The 16,677-nt window shown below is 70.3% G+C and carries 17 protein-coding genes; 13 read left to right on the top strand and 4 right to left on the bottom strand.

Annotated features, from left to right (window positions below):
* Positions 1 to 157 precede the first annotated feature (157 nt).
* The 3 genes from AC07FT_RS19885 (at position 158) to AC07FT_RS19875 (ending at position 3,176) form a co-directional block, all read left to right on the top strand.
* Entirely contained in the window at positions 158 to 1,180 is a 1,023-nt protein-coding gene (locus tag AC07FT_RS19885) for an NADase-type glycan-binding domain-containing protein (protein ID WP_479177366.1), read from the top strand.
* A gap of 163 nt (positions 1,181 to 1,343) precedes the next feature.
* Entirely contained in the window at positions 1,344 to 2,729 is a 1,386-nt protein-coding gene (locus AC07FT_RS19880; protein WP_479177365.1) for a COG1470 family protein, read from the top strand.
* 48 nt (positions 2,730 to 2,777) lie between these two features.
* Positions 2,778 to 3,176, top strand: coding sequence for a PAAR domain-containing protein (locus tag AC07FT_RS19875; RefSeq protein ID WP_479177364.1), 399 nt, complete (start codon positions 2,778 to 2,780; stop codon positions 3,174 to 3,176).
* On the opposite strand, the gene AC07FT_RS19870 is transcribed toward AC07FT_RS19875, so the two are convergent.
* Positions 3,163 to 3,849: a helix-turn-helix transcriptional regulator gene (locus AC07FT_RS19870; protein WP_479177363.1), complete on the bottom strand. Its 687-nt coding sequence runs from the start codon at positions 3,847 to 3,849 to the stop codon at positions 3,163 to 3,165. The two genes, AC07FT_RS19875 and AC07FT_RS19870, sit on opposite strands and share 14 nt — an antisense overlap.
* Before the next feature lie 840 nt (positions 3,850 to 4,689).
* On the opposite strand from AC07FT_RS19870, the gene AC07FT_RS19865 reads away from it, so the two are divergent.
* The 6 genes from AC07FT_RS19865 (at position 4,690) to AC07FT_RS19840 (ending at position 9,848) form a co-directional block, all read left to right on the top strand.
* Positions 4,690 to 6,516, top strand: a complete 1,827-nt coding sequence (locus AC07FT_RS19865; RefSeq protein ID WP_479177362.1) for a ricin-type beta-trefoil lectin domain protein — start codon at positions 4,690 to 4,692, stop codon at positions 6,514 to 6,516.
* A 94-nt stretch (positions 6,517 to 6,610) separates the two neighbouring features.
* The gene (locus AC07FT_RS19860; RefSeq protein WP_479177361.1) at positions 6,611 to 7,231 is read left to right on the top strand and encodes an L-threonylcarbamoyladenylate synthase; all 621 of its coding nucleotides are present in this window, start codon (positions 6,611 to 6,613) and stop codon (positions 7,229 to 7,231) included.
* A gap of 279 nt (positions 7,232 to 7,510) precedes the next feature.
* Positions 7,511 to 8,212: a hypothetical protein gene (locus AC07FT_RS19855; RefSeq protein ID WP_479177360.1), complete on the top strand. Its 702-nt coding sequence runs from the start codon at positions 7,511 to 7,513 to the stop codon at positions 8,210 to 8,212.
* Positions 8,181 to 8,639, top strand: a complete 459-nt coding sequence (locus AC07FT_RS19850; RefSeq protein ID WP_479177359.1) for an SRPBCC family protein — start codon at positions 8,181 to 8,183, stop codon at positions 8,637 to 8,639. Before AC07FT_RS19855 ends, AC07FT_RS19850 begins: the two co-directional genes overlap by 32 nt.
* 230 nt (positions 8,640 to 8,869) lie before the next feature.
* On the top strand, positions 8,870 to 9,319 hold the full coding sequence (locus AC07FT_RS19845) for a hypothetical protein (protein WP_479177358.1): 450 nt from the start codon (positions 8,870 to 8,872) through the stop codon (positions 9,317 to 9,319).
* A 145-nt stretch (positions 9,320 to 9,464) separates the two neighbouring features.
* Positions 9,465 to 9,848, top strand: a complete 384-nt coding sequence (locus AC07FT_RS19840; RefSeq protein ID WP_479177356.1) for a PPOX class F420-dependent oxidoreductase — start codon at positions 9,465 to 9,467, stop codon at positions 9,846 to 9,848.
* 116 nt (positions 9,849 to 9,964) lie between these two features.
* Here the strand turns inward: AC07FT_RS19840 and AC07FT_RS19835 are convergent, their stop codons facing one another.
* From AC07FT_RS19835 to AC07FT_RS19825, 3 genes are all read right to left on the bottom strand, one after another.
* Positions 9,965 to 11,671 (bottom strand): MFS transporter, encoded by a 1,707-nt coding sequence (locus AC07FT_RS19835; protein WP_479177452.1) that lies wholly within the window; start codon positions 11,669 to 11,671, stop codon positions 9,965 to 9,967.
* A 20-nt stretch (positions 11,672 to 11,691) separates the two neighbouring features.
* Complete coding sequence (locus tag AC07FT_RS19830; protein ID WP_479177355.1) at positions 11,692 to 12,243, bottom strand: TetR/AcrR family transcriptional regulator; 552 nt, start codon at positions 12,241 to 12,243, stop codon at positions 11,692 to 11,694.
* Between the two features lie 255 nt (positions 12,244 to 12,498).
* Positions 12,499 to 13,062 (bottom strand): MarR family winged helix-turn-helix transcriptional regulator, encoded by a 564-nt coding sequence (locus tag AC07FT_RS19825; RefSeq protein WP_479177451.1) that lies wholly within the window; start codon positions 13,060 to 13,062, stop codon positions 12,499 to 12,501.
* Between the two features lie 248 nt (positions 13,063 to 13,310).
* Between AC07FT_RS19825 and AC07FT_RS19820 the strand changes: the two genes are divergently transcribed.
* The 4 genes from AC07FT_RS19820 to AC07FT_RS19805 all read left to right on the top strand — a co-directional run bounded on the left by AC07FT_RS19820 (position 13,311) and on the right by AC07FT_RS19805 (position 16,607).
* On the top strand, positions 13,311 to 14,381 hold the full coding sequence (locus tag AC07FT_RS19820) for an alkene reductase (protein WP_479177354.1): 1,071 nt from the start codon (positions 13,311 to 13,313) through the stop codon (positions 14,379 to 14,381).
* A 41-nt stretch (positions 14,382 to 14,422) separates the two neighbouring features.
* Positions 14,423 to 15,328 (top strand): NADP-dependent oxidoreductase, encoded by a 906-nt coding sequence (locus AC07FT_RS19815; protein ID WP_479177353.1) that lies wholly within the window; start codon positions 14,423 to 14,425, stop codon positions 15,326 to 15,328.
* Between the two features lie 132 nt (positions 15,329 to 15,460).
* The gene (locus AC07FT_RS19810) at positions 15,461 to 15,787 is read left to right on the top strand and encodes a winged helix-turn-helix transcriptional regulator (RefSeq protein WP_479177352.1); all 327 of its coding nucleotides are present in this window, start codon (positions 15,461 to 15,463) and stop codon (positions 15,785 to 15,787) included.
* A 25-nt stretch (positions 15,788 to 15,812) separates the two neighbouring features.
* Positions 15,813 to 16,607 (top strand): alpha/beta fold hydrolase, encoded by a 795-nt coding sequence (locus AC07FT_RS19805; protein ID WP_479177351.1) that lies wholly within the window; start codon positions 15,813 to 15,815, stop codon positions 16,605 to 16,607.
* Positions 16,608 to 16,677: the final 70 nt, after the last annotated feature.

Raw genomic sequence — 16,677 nt, 5'->3', positions numbered from 1 at the left:
GACCGCGCCCACCCCCACAGGGGGACCGCCGCTCTCCGGCCCCGGTTCGCCACTGTCATCGCCCGGACTCCGCGCCCCGGGCACACCCTCACCGTCCCCCGCGGTGCGCGGGAACGGCGGTGAGCACGAAGGCTGGGACCCGGTACGTCCTGGTCAGATGTCGGACAACGACCCCGAGCAGACCATCAGCCTCCCCCTGCCGGCGCCTCCTCCTCCGGCTCCGGCCCCCGTCCCGGCGCGGGCGCCTGACGCCGCGCTCGTCGCGCCCGTGGCGCCACACCGCCCGGCGGACGACGAGCTGGACGACGAGGACGTGGACGAGGTCCTCCCCCAGACGCCCCAACACCGGCGCCGTCAGCGGGACCGACGCACCCCGCGCAGCAACCCGCTGCGCCCCGGGGATCTGATCTGCGGTGACTGCGGACAGGGGAACAGGCCCACCCGCAGGTTCTGCGCACGCTGCGGCACGGACCTCGACGAAGCGGAGGTCGTCAGACTCCGCTGGTGGCGCAGATTGCGCCTCCGACGCGGCCCGCGCGTCGTACCGCTGGGCACGGGATCGGGGCAGGCCTCGGGCGACACCGCGCCCAACGACCGGTGGCGGACGGCCTTCGACAAGATCAAGATTGTCGGAGGGCTGTTGTTCTGCCTGTCCTGCGTCGTCTACGCGAGCTATCCGCCGTACCGCAACGCGGTCAACGCGGAGGTACAAGGGGTGCGGGACAAGGCGAAGGGTTTCCTGGAGTCGCGGTACTCGCCGGTCCGACCGGAGAAAGCCACCTCCAAGACCTCGGTCAAGGGCCATGCGGCGGACAAGCTCGTGGACCAGTACAGCAACTCCTACTGGCTGGCGCCGTTCGAGGCCGAGGGCCAGGACGCCCAACGGGCCACCGCGAAACTGGAATTCGACCGGCTGGTCAGCCTCGACCAGCTGATCGTCACCTCGGGAGCGGCGGACGCACCGACCGAGCACGGACGTCCCCGCATCCTGCTCCTGACCTTCACCAATGGCAAGACGTCCGTGATCACGCTGGAGGACACGGCCAAACCTCAGAAGTTCTCGCTGAAGGGCGCCACCGGTATCAAGGGCGTCAAGGTGTCCGTGGGCGACACGTTCCCTGCCAAGAAGAACGACGACGTGGCCATCGCGGAACTCGAATGGTTCTCGCTGCTTTCCTGACCCCATCCCCACCCCCACCCCCACCAAACCCCGACCCCCACCGCCGCAGGAGGACCGCGGATGACGCCACACGTCCCCGCTTCCCCATCGTGCAGACCCTCGCGCCCTGATGGCCGGCCGGTGGACTCTGCGCAGTACGTCGTCGGAGGAACAGGCTGAGGACGTGGGAGCCATCGTTTTGCTGCTGGAAGACAACGTCACCGCGATCCCGGGCGAGGAGAGCAGGCAGACCGTCCAGATCGTCAACACCGGCTCGGTCGTCGACCACTTCCGGCTGGACATCGTCGGCGACGCCAAGGGCTGGATCTCGGTCGAGCCCACCGAGGCCAATGTCTTCCCGGACCAGTGCCTCGCGGCCGAGATCGTGTTCAAGCCCGCGAAGTCCACGGAGCTGGCCGCCGGTGAGGCCCGCTACGCCCTGCGCGTCATGTCCAGCGAGGACATCGAGGGATCCGTGGTGGAAGAGGCCACCGTCACGGTGGGCGCGTTCACGGACTTCGCCATCACACTGCGCCCCGGCACCGGACGCGGCCGGTTCTCCGGGCGGTACCACGTGGTGGTGGACAACCATGGGAACGCCCCGCTCGCGGCACGTCTGTTCGGGTCGGATCCGGACGCCGCCCTGCGGATGGCGTTCAAGCACGATGAGGTTGAGGTGGTGCGTGGCAAGGGTGTCGTGGTGCCGCTTCGGGTCAGACCGAGGCGGCTGCTGTGGCGCGGGGCCGACGTCAGCGTGCCCTTCCAGGTCCTCGTCGTGGGCGGTGACGACCAGGAGCGGACCGCGGAGGGCACGCTCGTCAAGGCTGCGGTGGTCTCGGCCGGGGCCTCGGCCTTCGTCCTGGCACTGGCGGCCGCCATCATGGCGTTCATGGCCCTGTGGTTCCTCGTGCTGCAACCGACGGTCGAGAGCGAGGCCCGCAAGCAGGCCAACGATCCCACCGGGCAGGAACCCGCGGGCGGGGGCGGCTCGCCAGGCGCCGGCGGCGGCAAGGGGGGCAAGGGCGGCACGACGGGTGGAGCGTCGGAAGCACCGGGTGGCGGAGGCGCCGGTGGCGGTGGTTCACCGCCACCGGATGAACCTCCCGCGAACGGTGGGAAGGACGGAGATCCGGGCGACGCGGGCGGTTCCGCCGGCGGCGGGGAGAGTCCACCGGAGGACGCGTCCGGAGGAGCGGACGACGGTACGCCCCAGGCCGCCGGTTTCCGGATCGAGGCCGAGGCCACGGCGTCCGACGACTTCAACACCGAGGCACGGTACACGGTGCCGGACGGCACCACGATGTACATCAGCGACATCTTCTTCGAGAACACCGCCGGGGACACCGGCATCGTGCGTCTCCAGCGCGATGACGAGGTACTGATGCAGCTGGGTCTGGACTCCTACCGCGATCTTGACCGCCATTTCAACAAGCCGCTCGAGTTCAAGGCCGGTGAGGACGTGGTCCTCGCCGTGCGCTGCAAGGCACCCGGTGGCCAGGGCACCGACGGGGGCACCTCGTGCACTCCCGCCGCCTTCCTGTCCGGGCGGGCCGCGGTGCGGAAGCCGTGACGGGACGACGGATCAACGAGCTGACGAATACGGAAAGGAGGGTGCGTCATGGCGCAAGCGCCCGCCGCGGCCATGGGAGACCGGATCGTGGGGGTGGACACCCACACCGTGCTGGTCCCGTCCCCGGGTGGTCCGGTGGAAACACCCATGCCGTTTCCCTTCTCCGGCACGCTCGCGGACGGCTGCTGCCAGACGGTTCTGATCGGCGGCAGGCCCGCCGCGACGGTGGGCTCCACCGCCTACAACACCCCTCCGCACATCCCCCCGGTCGGCACCTTCAAGGCCCCTCCGGAGAACAAGGGCAGTGTGTCCCGGGGCAGTTCGACGGTGTTCATCGGTGGTGACGCCGCGGCCAGGAGCGGGGACCCGGCCACGACGTGCAATGACCCGGCGGCGCAACACACCGCGTCCGTGGTGGCGGCGTCCCGTGTCTTCATCGGCTCGTGACGGCCGGGGCCCTCCGTACGCGGTACGCCTGGGGCGAGATGTCCATGACGGCCTTGAACTGTCTGCTGAACAGGAAGGAGTCGGGATAGCCATAGATCATGGCCACCTTGGTGACGGACATGTCCGTCTCATCGAGCAGTCTGGCGGCGTGCTGGACACGTCGGCGGATGATCCACTCCCGGGGTGGCATACCGAAGGTCTTCCGGAAGACCCGGGTGAAGTAGTCGGGCGAGAGCCCCGCCACCCGGGCGAGGTCGGCGACGCGGAAGCGCTTGGCGATGTTGACGTCCACGTACTGCTCGACCGCCTGCCGTGCCTGGGCATTCATCAGACCGGCGACCGTGTCGCGCTCGACCCCGCGGAAGAGCGACGTGAAGATCACGAGGAGCAGACCGGTCATCCGCTCGTCCTGATGCGGAAGGGTGGAGCCGAGTTCGGTGGCGAGCAGGTCGAAGACCCCTCTGAGGTCCCAGACATCATGCACCTGCATAAAGGGGCCGAGGCTGGCGTCGGCCCCCGCGTCGGCGGTCAGATGGAAGCGATACATGACCGTGCGCCGGTTCAACGGCGTCGAGAGTGTGAACGGGGTGCCCGGTCTGATCCACGAAACGCTGCCCGCGTCGAGGGTGAACTCCTCGTATCCGGCCACCCCCGCGCACTGACCACTGACCACGAAGCACACTAAATGCTCAGCGATTCCGAGCGGTTGATCAAGTTGCCAGCCGGCTGCCGTTTCATGGTGCCCGTAGCCGCTGGGAGTTCGAACGGCCCGACTCGCCGTGAGCTTCTGCAGCCATACCTGTCTGGACCGGTCAGTTTCATGCGCCATGATCATTACATTATTCACCATCGATCATCAGAGAGAGGTGAAGTGTTCCCCGGCACGCACACATATGGCTCAACTGACCGACCTCACTGGTGAGAACGGACGAAGACCGCGCGGCGCACGCCTTCGTTACCCTCATGACGGGATGCCCTCGGTTATACGAGGGCGTACCCACACCGTGTGCACAGCCACTCAGAGTGCGATGAAACGCTGCGGCCGGAGCCGTGGAGTCACTAGGCTCGAACGTTTCCCTCCACGCAGACCGACCCGGGCCCTCGCATCGCTGGTGAAGGGATTTCTGACGTCCAGTCGGCAGGCCGCCGATGTCATGGGCCCACTCAACACCAGGGAAATTCCCCAGGCAACCCGAGGGTCGACACTCAACAGCCCGCCGTGGCAGGGTGAGCGCGGCCCAAGCCGCTCAGTGACCATATCGTGCGCTGAATGCGCGCCCTGTTTCCTTGGTGTCTCGAATGGTGTCCCGAATTTGTCAATGATCAAGGGTGGTCATGGCCCTTGGACGATTTTCCCCCTGCGATGGCCTGAGCGTCCCGGCCCGGCGCGACACGATGCGTTCGCCCTCCGTCAGGCGGCCGGACTCCGGCCCGTAACAGGCCGCGCCCCTCCCGAGGGCAGCCCTCCGCTACCGCATGGCCAGCCAGCATCGCAGAACGAGGAGTGGATAGCGTGTCTCAACCCCACGGGGCCGACGGGTTGCCTCCCGCGGAGGGGATCGGGCAAGGGGCATCGGAGACGGAGGCGGATCCGGGGGTCATCTCCTACACCTCCCTCCCGGATGTCCAACTCACGTCGCTGATGCGCTCCGCGGGCCGCGCCGCGGAGTACGTCACCACCGAGTTCCGGGGGCGCCACCTGGAGGCGGTACGGGCGTACGCCCGTATCTGCTGCCGCGACGCACAGGCCGCCGAGCGGCTCACCGACGCCGTGTTCAGCCGCGCCGAACAGGACATCGACACCCAGTCACGCCCCAGGGAGGCATGGCGGCACCACCTGCTCCTGCTGGTGCACCGGACCGCCACGGCCTGGACCGCCACCGCCCGGTACGCCGATGTGGCCCTGGGGTTCGCCGCCTCCTGCGGTGACACCGGCGGGGACACGGTGCGCGGCCCCGGAGACACACCGTCGTTCGAAGGGGGATCGCTGCTGCTCAGCAGCTTCCGCACACTGCCGGAGCGCACCCAGGCCGTCCTGTGGCACTCACTGGTGGAGGGAGACGCGGACACGCACACCGCCCGACTGCTGGGCCTGGAGCCGCAGAGTGTCGTCCTGCTGCGGCAGAAGGCCCTCGGACAGTGCCGCGAGGTCTATCTGCACACCCACGTGGCCCATGCCCATCTGGCGCAGGGCGGCCCCGTACAGACGATGGGCGATGAGTGCTGGCGCTTCAGCGGTCTACTGGAAGCCGAGGCCCGCCGCTCCGGAGCCCATCGGAGCAAGGACCTCGTCAGTCATCTGACCGGCTGCCCCCGATGCCGCCACGTCCTGCGTGAACTGGCGGGCCTGAAGGAACATCCGGCCGTCGTCCTCGCGGAGGGACTGCTGCCGTGGGCCGGAGCCGCGTATCTCGCCACACGCCACCCCCGGCACGCCCTCAGCGACCCCGGGGAGCCCGGCATCCGGGGGCTGCACACTCCCGCCGGACCGCCGGGCAGCGCCACGCAACTGGTCAGCACCGTCGTCGCCGCCACTGCCTCGGCCCGGTGGCGGGTGGGGAGCACCTGGCGGGCCTCCGGCCGACGAGCCAGGGCCACGGCGACACTGGCCGCCGCGATCGCCGTCGTGGCCGTGGCCACGATGACCGTCCTCGCGCTGCCACCGGTGCGCCACGCCGCCAAGACCAAGGAGGAGACCGCGCCCACGATCCCGCCCGCGCTGGACACCTCGCCCCCGCTCGCGCCCGCGTCCCCCTCGCCGAGCCCGTCCGCCTCCTCCTCGGCCCCTCACTCCCGCGGCACCGAGAAGCATCACCGACGCACGTCTCCCGAGCCGAAGCCGTCCCCGAAGCCGGAACCGTCGTCGGACGGTGGCGGGGACACCTCACCGCCGGCCAAGAACGGACCGGCCTTCACCCAGGTGGTCAACGGGAAGAACGGGCTGTGTCTCGGGGCGCGGGACGGCCGTCTGGCGGCAGGAGCCGATATCACCGTGCAGACCTGCACCGATACCGCCGCGCAGGGGTGGTACATGAGCGCGGACCACCTGATCCGCAGCTCCGCGGACCCGGCGTTCTGCATGGACTCCCGCAATGACACCGACACCGGAGTCGGTGTCTGGCCGTGCGGCGAGGCCGATGACCGGATGTCCGACAGGCTGCGCTTCCAGACGGGCGGCGACGGTTCGATCCACCCGTTCATCGATGTGGAGGACTCGGCCGTGACCCCGCTGGGCGACTCCGCCGGGGAAGGGGTCATCTTCGACTGGTCCCGTGGCTACCCCAACCAGCATTGGTGCGTCCGTGGCCCAGGGGGTCTGGGAAACCTGCCGAAGTGCTAGCCACCTCCGATGCCGGGCGCGGGGAGCGCCGGTGCGCGCTCCCCGCGATCTCCGACAGCGGAACGGAACGGTCCCGATCCCGTAAGGTCGGCGGATGGCGAAGTACTTCGACGTGCACCCCGAGAACCCCCAACAGCGCACCATCGACAACGTGGCCGACCGGCTCCGCTCCGGTGCGCTCATTGCCTACCCCACCGACTCCTGCTTCGCGCTGGGATGTCAACTGGGCAGTCGTGAGGGCATCGACCGGATCCGGTCGATCCGCCACCTTGACGATCGCCACCACTTCACCCTGGTATGCCAGAGCTTCGCCCAGCTCGGCCAGTTCGTCCACATCGACAAGGACGTGTTCCGCGCGGTCAAGGCGGCGACGCCCGGCAGCTACACCTTCATCCTCCCGGCCACCAAGGAGGTACCGCGGCAGCTGCTGCACCCGAAGAAGAAGACCGTCGGGGTCCGGATCCCCGACCATGTCGTCACCCAGTCCCTGCTCACCGCGCTCGGCGAGCCCCTGCTCTCCAGCACCCTGCTCCTCCCCGACGAGGAGGAGCCGCTGACCCAGGGATGGGAGATCAAGGAGCGTCTGGACCACGTGGTGGACGTCGTGCTCGACTCCGGTGACTGCGGCACCGAGCCGACCACGGTCATCGACTTCTCGGGCGACGGAGCCGAGATCGTACGCCGAGGAGCGGGCGACACCTCGCGGTTCGAATAGAACACCGGCAGGCCACCCGGAGACGGTGAGGCCGCCGAGGAGGAGCTGAGACGCGCGGTCGGCGCGTGCCCGGTGCCGGGCCGCGCCCGTCGTCGCTCCTGCCTGCGGCGCAGGGCGGCTCCGCCGCGCGGGTGAGCCGGTCCCTACGTGCGGCGGATGTGCGCGTCCGGGCGCGGGTGCGAAGTTGTCGGAGCACCCCGCGGTACCCCACCGGGTCGGCGGCCGCTCGCGGTCGCCCCATCACCCCCGGTTCGGACGAGTGAACGAGGAGAGCCGGCCATGGCGGCGCACACGATCCTGACCCGGTTGCACGGCCGGACGGTGGCCGGCGTGCCCCGCTGGGCCGTGTGGACCGCTTACACCATCACCCTGCTCGCGCTGCCCTCGTGCGTGTGGCGGATCGCGGCCGTCAACCTCGGTGCGCCGCTGCTGGAACACGACGCGACCGCCCCTGCCGGTCCGGAGACGTTCGACGGGGAGTGGTGGTACCTCATCGGGCTGAGTGTCGTCAGCGAGGCACTGGCGTTCCTGGCGGTCGGGCTGGTCGCCACGTGGGGTGAGATATGGCCGCGGTGGATCCCCGGACTGGGCGGACGCCGGGTTCCGGTCCTGGCGGCCGTCATTCCTGCCGGGCTCGGCTCGGTGGTGCTGCTGGTCTTCCCCTACGCGATGGTGATGTCCGCCTTCGGTCTGAAGATCACCGGCGAGCCGGACGATCTGGCCGTGCACGGCTGGCAGATCGCCGCCTTCTGGTTCGCGTACGCGCCGCTGGCCTTCTGGGGCCCGCTGCTCGGCGTCTTGACGGTGCACTACTACCGGCGACGCCGCTGCGCCGGGCACGCCGTCGGGAGCCGGGAAAGCCGGGTCGGCCCACAGCGATCCGTACGGGACGTTTGGCGAGCCGACACCCGGAAACCCGGTGCCGTGACAACGGAGAAAGGAGTCACTGATGAGCACCGTGCGGGAGTCCGTCGAGGTTGAGGTTCCGCTGCACACGGCTTACAACCAGTGGACCCAGTTCACCGAGTTCCCGCGGTTCATGGAAGGCGTGGATCAGGTGACCCAGGTCGACGACCGGCACAACCACTGGTCGACCTCCATCGCGGGTGTGCGCCGCGAGTTCGACACCGAGATCGTCGACCAGCTCCCCGATGAGCGCATCGCCTGGCGCACGACCTCGGGTGATGTACGGCAGCAGGGCCTGGTGACCTTCAGGCGGCTGGACGAGAGGCACACCGAGGTCAACCTGGCGCTGGTCTTCGAGCCGACCGGAGTGGCCGAGAAGGCCGCGGACATGACCGGTGTGCTCGACCGGAGGATCAAGGGCGATCTGCACCGCTTCAAGGACTTCATCGAACGCCGGGGGCAGGAGGAGGGGGCCTGGCGGGGCCGTATCAGCCCCGCCTGACCCTGGACCGCCCCACGGAGGGACGACCCCGTCCGCCGTACCCGTTCAGTCGGAGGTACGCGGACGGGGTCGACGCGTTCCACGGTCGTCTCGTCCGGACGCCGCACATACCGGGATGGCTCGCGCTCCATATCGAGGAGATCGAGCAACTCGCCCCGCCGGGAACCGGGTTCCGGCGGAGGCGACGGGCGTCGGGGAGGCGATGCCGGGGGTGTGCGATGCTGCCCCGCATGTCTTCTGAGGGAACAACGGCCCATCCGGTGAACACTCCCCCGCACTCCCGCGACCGCCGCCTGCGCGGCTGGGGACTCGTCCTGCTGTCCGTCGCGGGACTGCTGTGGATCTGGGCCGCCGTGCTGCTCCTGGCGCCGTACCACGTCACGGTGCCGTACAGCATCACGGGCGACGACAAGAAGTGCGAGGCGCCGCTGTTCGCCGAGGTGGACGAGTCCGAAGTGGCGAAGAAGGGCACGGCGCTGGTCACCGCGTGCGCGGCGGAGCGGCGCTGGCCGACGGCCGTGGCGGTGATCGGGGCCTCGGTGCCGGTCTCCGTCTTCGGCGCGGTCCTCTACACCACGGGTGCGCTGGGCCGTCGGCTGAGCGAGCCGGCGACGGGGCCCACTCGCGGCTCCGCCGGGCAGCTGCCCGATCCGACCGCCCCAGGAGGCCGGCACCACTGAAGCGGCGATGGTGTCACCGGAGCCGCTTCCGGCCGCCGGAAGCGGCTCGGCGTCACCGTCCGGGCGGCACCGGGCAGTTGTACCGCCTCGGTTGCGCGGGCGGGCTCACCGGGCCGTGTACCGGGTCGGGGCCTAGACTTCCGGTATGGAACAGACCTGGCTGGAGAAGCTCGGTACCGGTAAGTACCTGCTCGTCACCAGCTACCGCAAGGACGGCTCGGCCGTCGCCACTCCGGTCTGGGTGGTGTCCGACGGGCCGGCGCTGGGTGTGTGGACGGCCACGGACTCATGGAAGGTCAAGCGGATCCGCGACCGCGGTGAGGTGATGGTCGGCCCGTGCGATGTGCGGGGCAACCCCACGGGCGAGCAGCGCCCCGCCACCGCCGAGATCTGCGACGCGGCCACCACCGAGCGGTACCGCGCGCTGGTGGCCCGCAAGTACGGCCCTCTCGGGCGGCTCACCCTCCTGGGCAGCCGACTGCGGCGCGGCAAGGCGGGCACCGTCGGCATCCGGATCACGGCCCCGTGACGCGGTGCCCCTGGGGATCGCCGGACTGAGCGGGGCTGAGCCGACGGGAGTTCCCGGAGGCGCCGCCGGGTGACGCGAAGCCCCGGCGGCCGCCGGGCGCCGATGGTGCGGGCGGGTCAGACGCGGGCGGCGGGTTCGGCCGCGCCGGTGCGCAGTCCGCCGTGGTCGCGTCGGCTCCCGTCGGCACCGGCGGCCGCGTCGCCATCGCGGTGGTCGCTGTCGGCGACACCGGCCATGCCGGCGTCAGCCCTGCCACCGTCCGATGGGCGTCGCCCGTCCGTGCCCCCGTCGGCACCGTCCTGGAGGGTCTGGCCGCGCAGCAGGAACCACGCCCCGACCGCCGTCGCGAGCAGGACCACCGCGCCCACACCGCAGGCGATCCGCAGACCGGCCACGAATGAGTCCTGTGCCGAGGCGAGCAGTCCGGCGGCGAGGTCGGACGGCAGGTGGGCGGCCGACTCGGCCGCGCCGCCCAGCGACTCATGGGCGGCCGCCGCCGTGTCCGCCGGGACGCCCGCGGGCGTCTCGAAGCCGCGGTAGACACCGGTGACCATCGAGCCGAGCAGGGCGATACCGAGTGCCGCGCCCAGTTCGTAGGCCGTCTCGGAGACGGCGGACGCTGCGCCCGCCTGCTCCTTGGGGACGCTGGAGAGGATCACATCGGCGGTGACGGTGAACGAGAAGCCCGCTCCGACACCGACGACCAGCAGCACCCCGCCGAGCACGGGGAAGCCGGTGTGGGCGTTCAGGAAGACCAGTACGGCGAGCGAGAGCCCCATGGCCGCCAGACCTCCGGACACGATCGCGCGGACGGAGTAGCGCCGGGCGGCCGCACCGGCCACCAGCCCCGCGACCACGGCACCGATGGCCGCGGGCAGTTCGGCGAGTCCCGCCTCGAGCGGTGTCCGTCCCTGGACGAGTTGCAGGAACTGTGACAGGAAGAAGACCAGCCCGGACAGGCCCAGGATGGTGAGCAGGTCGGCCAGGACCGCGCCGGAGAAGCCACGGTGCTTGAACAGCCGCATGTCCAACAGCGGTTTCGGAAGCGTCAGTTGGCGCCGGACGAATGCCAGCAGCGCGAGGACGCCGACCAGGCCCGCCACCATCGCCACCGCGCCGGTGGCATGTGTGGCCAGCTCCTTGACGCAGTAGACGACACCGATCATGCCGACGAGGGAGAAACCGACGCTGAGCAGGTCCCAGGGACCGGGGTCGGGGTTCTTGGACTCCGGCAGCAGCTTCACACCGACGAGGACGAGCACGGCCATCACGGGCAGGTTGATGAGGAACACCGAACCCCACCAGAAGTGCTCCAGCAGGAATCCGCCGACGATCGGCCCGACCGCAGCGCCCGCGGAAGCCGCGGCGCCCCAGATGCCGATGGCGACACTCCGTTCCTTCGCATCGGGGAAGAGGTTGCGGATGAGGGCGAGGGTGGACGGCATCAGCGTGGCACCCGCGACACCGAGCAGCGCACGGGCCGCGATCATCATCTCGGGCGAGGTGGCGTACGCGGCGAGCAGCGACAGCCCGCCGAACGCGGTGGCGCCGATGAGCAGCAGCTTCTTACGGCCTATGCGGTCACCGAGACTGCCCATGGACACCAGCAGGCCCGCGATGACGAACGAGTACACGTCGCCTATCCACAGCAGCTGGTTGCCGGTCGGCTCCAGGTCCTCGCTGAGGTACGGCGTCGCCAGGCCGAGGACCGTCGCGTCGACGGCCACCAGCAGCACGGCCAGGATGAGCACCGACAGGGCGAGCCAGCGTCCCGGAACCCCCGCGGCCGCGCCGGGCCGCGGGGCCCGGTGCGGGCCGGTCAGACGCTCCGGGGTCTTGCCAGTCACTTCTCCACACTCCGAATCATTCCTCCGAGCAGCAGCTCGGAGACCATGTGACCCGCGTCCTTGGACGCGATCCTGCCTTCCTGGGCACTCCAGGCCGAGGCCGCGATCAGGGCGTACAGCGCCTCGGTCAGCCAGGCCGGTGTCAGGTCGAGCCGGAACAGCCCCTGCTCCTGGCCCCGCCGGAACAACGCGCCCACCTGTTCGTCGATGCGCTCCCAGCCCTCGTCCATGGCATCGGACTCGCACAGCTGGTTCTCGCCGTAGATGAAGGCCAGGAAGCCCGACACCGGCAGCGCCTCGATGACCAGGCGCCGCACCGCGTCGACCGGATCCCCCTCGTCGATCCGCGCGGCCGCGAGCCGCTCCTCGACGAGCTGGATGCCGAGCACACCGAGCGCCTGGACGAGCGTGTCCCGCCCGGCGAAGTGCCGGTGCAGGGTGGCGCGGCTGATCCCGGCCGACTTGGCGATCTCATCCATGGACGCCGTCGCCTTACGGGCGAGCAGCTCGGCGGCGGCGCGCAGGACGTGTTCACGATCAACGGACATGAGACAAGAGTAACGCATGTGAGACACGAATGTCTCATGCGATACGCGCGTGATTCATCGCGACTGCCGGACTACGTGCGCGGCACGGGTACACGCGGAGCAGGTAGTGCTCCGCGTATTTCCACGCTGCACCCCCTCGCGGAGCACCGGGAGAGTGATGGGGCCTGCCGCTTCCCGCCCCCGAGCGCCGCGACGACCGGGGACGGGGGGCCGTCGCATGGACGGCCCAGGTGAGGTGCCACACCACGTAAGCGCCTATTGATGTGCGGGGAATTGTTCTTGTGATGCTGGGGTCTTGCTGGCGCCCGCGGGATCGGCGGCGGCCTGCACGAGGTTGCGCTCCAGGCGTTCCAGGGTGCGCAGGGCCGCGACGCGCTCATCGCCGGAGAGGTCCGCGGTCACCAGCTCCTCGAGCCGGCTCCAGTTCCGCTCGACCTCGCGGCGCAGGGCATGACTGGCGGCGGTGGGTTCGATGAGTGACACACGCTTGTCGGTGGGTGAGGGGCGGCGGCTGACGAAGCCGGCCTGCTCCAGACGCCGGACGGTGCGGGTCATCGTGGCGGCGTCGGAGTCCATCAACCGCACCAGATCCGCCTGTCGCTGTGCACCGAGTTCCCACAGCTGCATCATGACGAGCTCCTGGCCCGGGTGGAGACCGATACGACGCAGCAACTGGCCCGCGAACATGCGATGCAGACGGGCCAGCCGGAAGATCGCATGGCCGATCGGACCACTGTCGGCCGCGGTCGGCACCGGAACGGTGGCCTCCTGCCCCGGTTCCGTGAAACTCCATCCGGCCCCCGGTGTGGACTGCGCCATCTCCTCCTCGCTTTCCTGCCTGGACAACATACCCCTCCTTCACCGGCATACGCCCTCATGGAGCCCGCCAGAACACAGGCTCAGCAAGGCCATCCGGCGGATGTGGCGCGCTTCACAGCGAACCTCGGGAATGATCGCGGGGGATTTACCTGTTCGGACAGGTGATTTACTTGTTCGGACAGGCATCTGCTGCTGCGGCGGCGGATCGCCCTGACCGCGGAACGTCACTCATCCCGAGGAAGAAGGCCATGACCACTGCTTTTGATCCGATCGTCCTGGGCGACAAGCACCTGACCAGCCGTATCGCGATGGCTCCGATGACCCGCAGCCGTGCGTACGGGCCCGGCGCCGAGCCGACGGAGCTGATGGCGACGTACTACGCACAGCGTGCCGACGCCGGGCTGATCGTCACCGAGGGCATCCAGCCCTCGGCGGTCGGCCAGGGCTACCCCGACACCCCCGGCCTGCACACACCCGGCCAGGTCCGGGCATGGCGGACGGTGACCGACGCCGTGCACCGCGAGGGAGGCGTGATCTTCGCGCAGCTGATGCACACCGGCCGGATCGGTCACCCCAGTCTGCTGCCCGACGGCCTGACGCCGGTCGCGCCCTCGGCGGTGGCCGCCCAGGGCAAGGTGTACACCCACCAGGGTCCGCAGGACTTCGTCACACCGCAGGAGTTGACCGAGGCAGAGATCCGGGAGACCGTCGGCGACTTCGCGAACGCGGCGCGCAACGCCATCGAGGCCGGATTCGACGGTGTGGAGATCCACGGCGCCAACGGCTACCTGGTCCACCAGTTCCTCGCGGACAACACCAACCGGCGCACCGACGGCTGGGGCGGCACCACCGAGGGCCGGATCCGCTTCGCCACCGAGGTCGTCACGGCCGTGGCCGAAGCCATCGGCGGCCACCGGGTGGGCCTGCGGATCTCGCCCGGGAACGTCTTCAACGACATCGCCGAGGACAACCCGGACGAGGTCTACGGGGCTCTGCTGGACCGGCTCGCCGCTCTGGACCTCGCCTATCTGCACCTGATGGAGGGCCCGGACCGCTCCCTGACCGCACGGCTGCGCAAGGCCTGGCCGGGCACGTTCATCCTCAACCCGTTCACCTACCCGGACGCCACCGGCGTCGACGCGCTGAACCTGGTGGAGGACGGCAGCGCGGACATGGTGGCCTACGGGGCGCTGTTCCTCGCCAACCCCGATCTGCCCCGGCGTCTCGCTGCCGGCGGTCCGTTCAACACCGCGGACAAGTCCACCTTCTACGGCGGCGACCACCGCGGCTACACCGACTACCCGACCCTCACCGCCTGACCGGCCACCCCGTCGACACCGCCCCTACCTGGGAGGTCCTGATGTCCAAAGCAATCGCCTTCTCCGAGTACGGCGCACCTGAGGTGCTCCGGCTGTCGGAGGTCACCCCGCCGGAGCCCGGACCGGGCCAGGTCCGGATCCGGGTGCGAGCCGCCTCGGTGAACCCGCTCGACATGAAGATCCGCTCCGGCCTGATGGCCGCCGCCATCCCGGCGAGCTTCCCCGTGGTCCCCGGCCTGGACGCGGCCGGTGTCGTCGACGCCCTCGGCGAGGGAGCCGAGGCCGCCGTGGGCGATGAGGTCCTCGGTGCCACGGTCGGCGGCAGCTACGGCGAACACGCGCTGCTGGAACGGCCGGTCGCCAAGCCCGCGGCGCTGTCATGGGAGGTCGCCGCGTCGCTGGTCACGGTCGGCCGGACCGCGTCCCGCGTCCTCGCCCAGCTCGGTGTGCGCGAGCGGCAGACCCTGCTCGTCCACGGCGCCGCGGGCAGCGTGGGCTTCCTCGCGGTGCAACTGGCCGTCGCACGCGGCATCACCGTCATCGGAACGGTCGGTGAACACGACCTCGATCGCGTCACCGCGCTCGGAGCCACCGCCGTCCGCTACGGCGACGGCTGGGCGCAACGGGTGAAGGACGCGGCGCCCCAGGGAGTCGACTTCGTCCTCGACGCCTCCGGCGCCGGTGTCCTCGCCGACTCCGTGGCCCTGACCGGCGACAGCGCACATGTCATCACCATCGCCGACATGTCCGCCGCGCGGCACGGCGTCCGCTTCAGCTCCGGGGGCGCCGATCAGGTCGGGGAATCCCTGTCGGAGCTGGCGCGGATGACCGCCGACGGCAGGCTCACGCTGCCGATCCGGCGCACCTACCCCCTGGCGGAAGCGGCGCGCGCCCACAGAGATCTGGAAGCGGGTCACAACCGGGGCAAGGCCGTCCTGCTGCCCTGACCCCCGATACCGCCGCCTCGCGTCACAGACACCGACGAGGCGGCCACCCGGGCCGCAGCCGGCGATCCCCCGAGCCGGCTGCGGCCCGTCCACCACAAGCCGAACCGCCACGAGCGAAGGACCCATGAGCCGATGGCAGCCCGCACCACCCTCGCGCCGCTCACGGCCGACGCGGACATCACCACCGCGTTCGAGGTCCTCGGCCTGAAGTGGAACGGCATCATCCTCCACACCCTCGCCACCCGGCCCGCCCGCTTCGGCGAACTGCACACCGCCATCGGGCAGATCAGCACCAAGATGCTCGCCGACCGGCTCCGCGAACTCCTCGACGCCGGGCTCGTCATCCACGACCGGCTCCCGCCCGGACCCGCCACCTACACACTCACCCCCGACGGCCGGGCCCTGCTGCCCGCACTGGAGTGGATCCGCTCCTGGGCACAGCGCAGAAGAACCACATAACCCCGCTCGTAGAACGGAACTCATCATGTCCGCACGCCCCCTGCCCGAAGCGACCTTCGCCCGCACCGTCCTGGGCTCCGGCCCGGGCCTCGCGCTGGCCCATGGCGCCGGGAGCAGCGTGACCGGTACCTACGGTCCGATCCTCAAGGGCCTGGCGGCCCGCCACACCGTCGTCGGCATCGACTACCCCGGCAGCGGCGACACCCCCCGCTCCACCACACCGCTGGAGCTGGACGACCTCGCCGACCAGCTCGTGGCCGCCGCCGTCGCCGAGGGCCTGGACACCTTCGCCCTGTCCGGCTACTCCCTGGGCGGCCCCGTCGCCATCCGCGCCGCCGCCCGCCACCCCGAGCGCGTCACCGCCCTGGTGCTGACCGCGACCTTCCCCCACCGCGACAACCGCATGGCCCTCGCCCTGCCCGTCTGGCGCAAGCTGGCCCAGTCCGGCGACCGCCGGCTGCTGGCCGAGTACCTGACGATGATGGCCCTGGGCGCCGACGCGCTGGAAGCGATGCCGGACGAACAGATCGAGCAGGCGATCGGCTTCACCGCCGCCAGCGTCGCCGAGGGCACCCCCGAACACGCGGATCTGGCACCCCGCGCCGATGTCCGCGGCGACCTCCCGAACATCACGGTGCCCACCCTGGTCATCTCCACCACGCAGGACTGGTTCACCTCCACCCGTCTGCACCACCAGCTCGCCGACACCATCCCGGGCGCCAAGCTGGTGGAGATCCGCACCGGCCACCTGCCCATGGTGGAGCGCCCCGAGGAATGGCAGCGGCTGATCACCGACTTCCTCGACCAGCACAGGGCCTGAGACTCACCGTCGGCGGGGGCACACCGATGATGAGGTGCCCCCGCCGGCGGTGACAGCATTCCCCCTGGCT

Source organism: Streptomyces sp. NPDC045899 (assembly GCF_056431485.1).
Note: the sequence above shows the minus strand (reverse complement) of the source record. Positions and strands in the feature narration are given on the sequence as shown.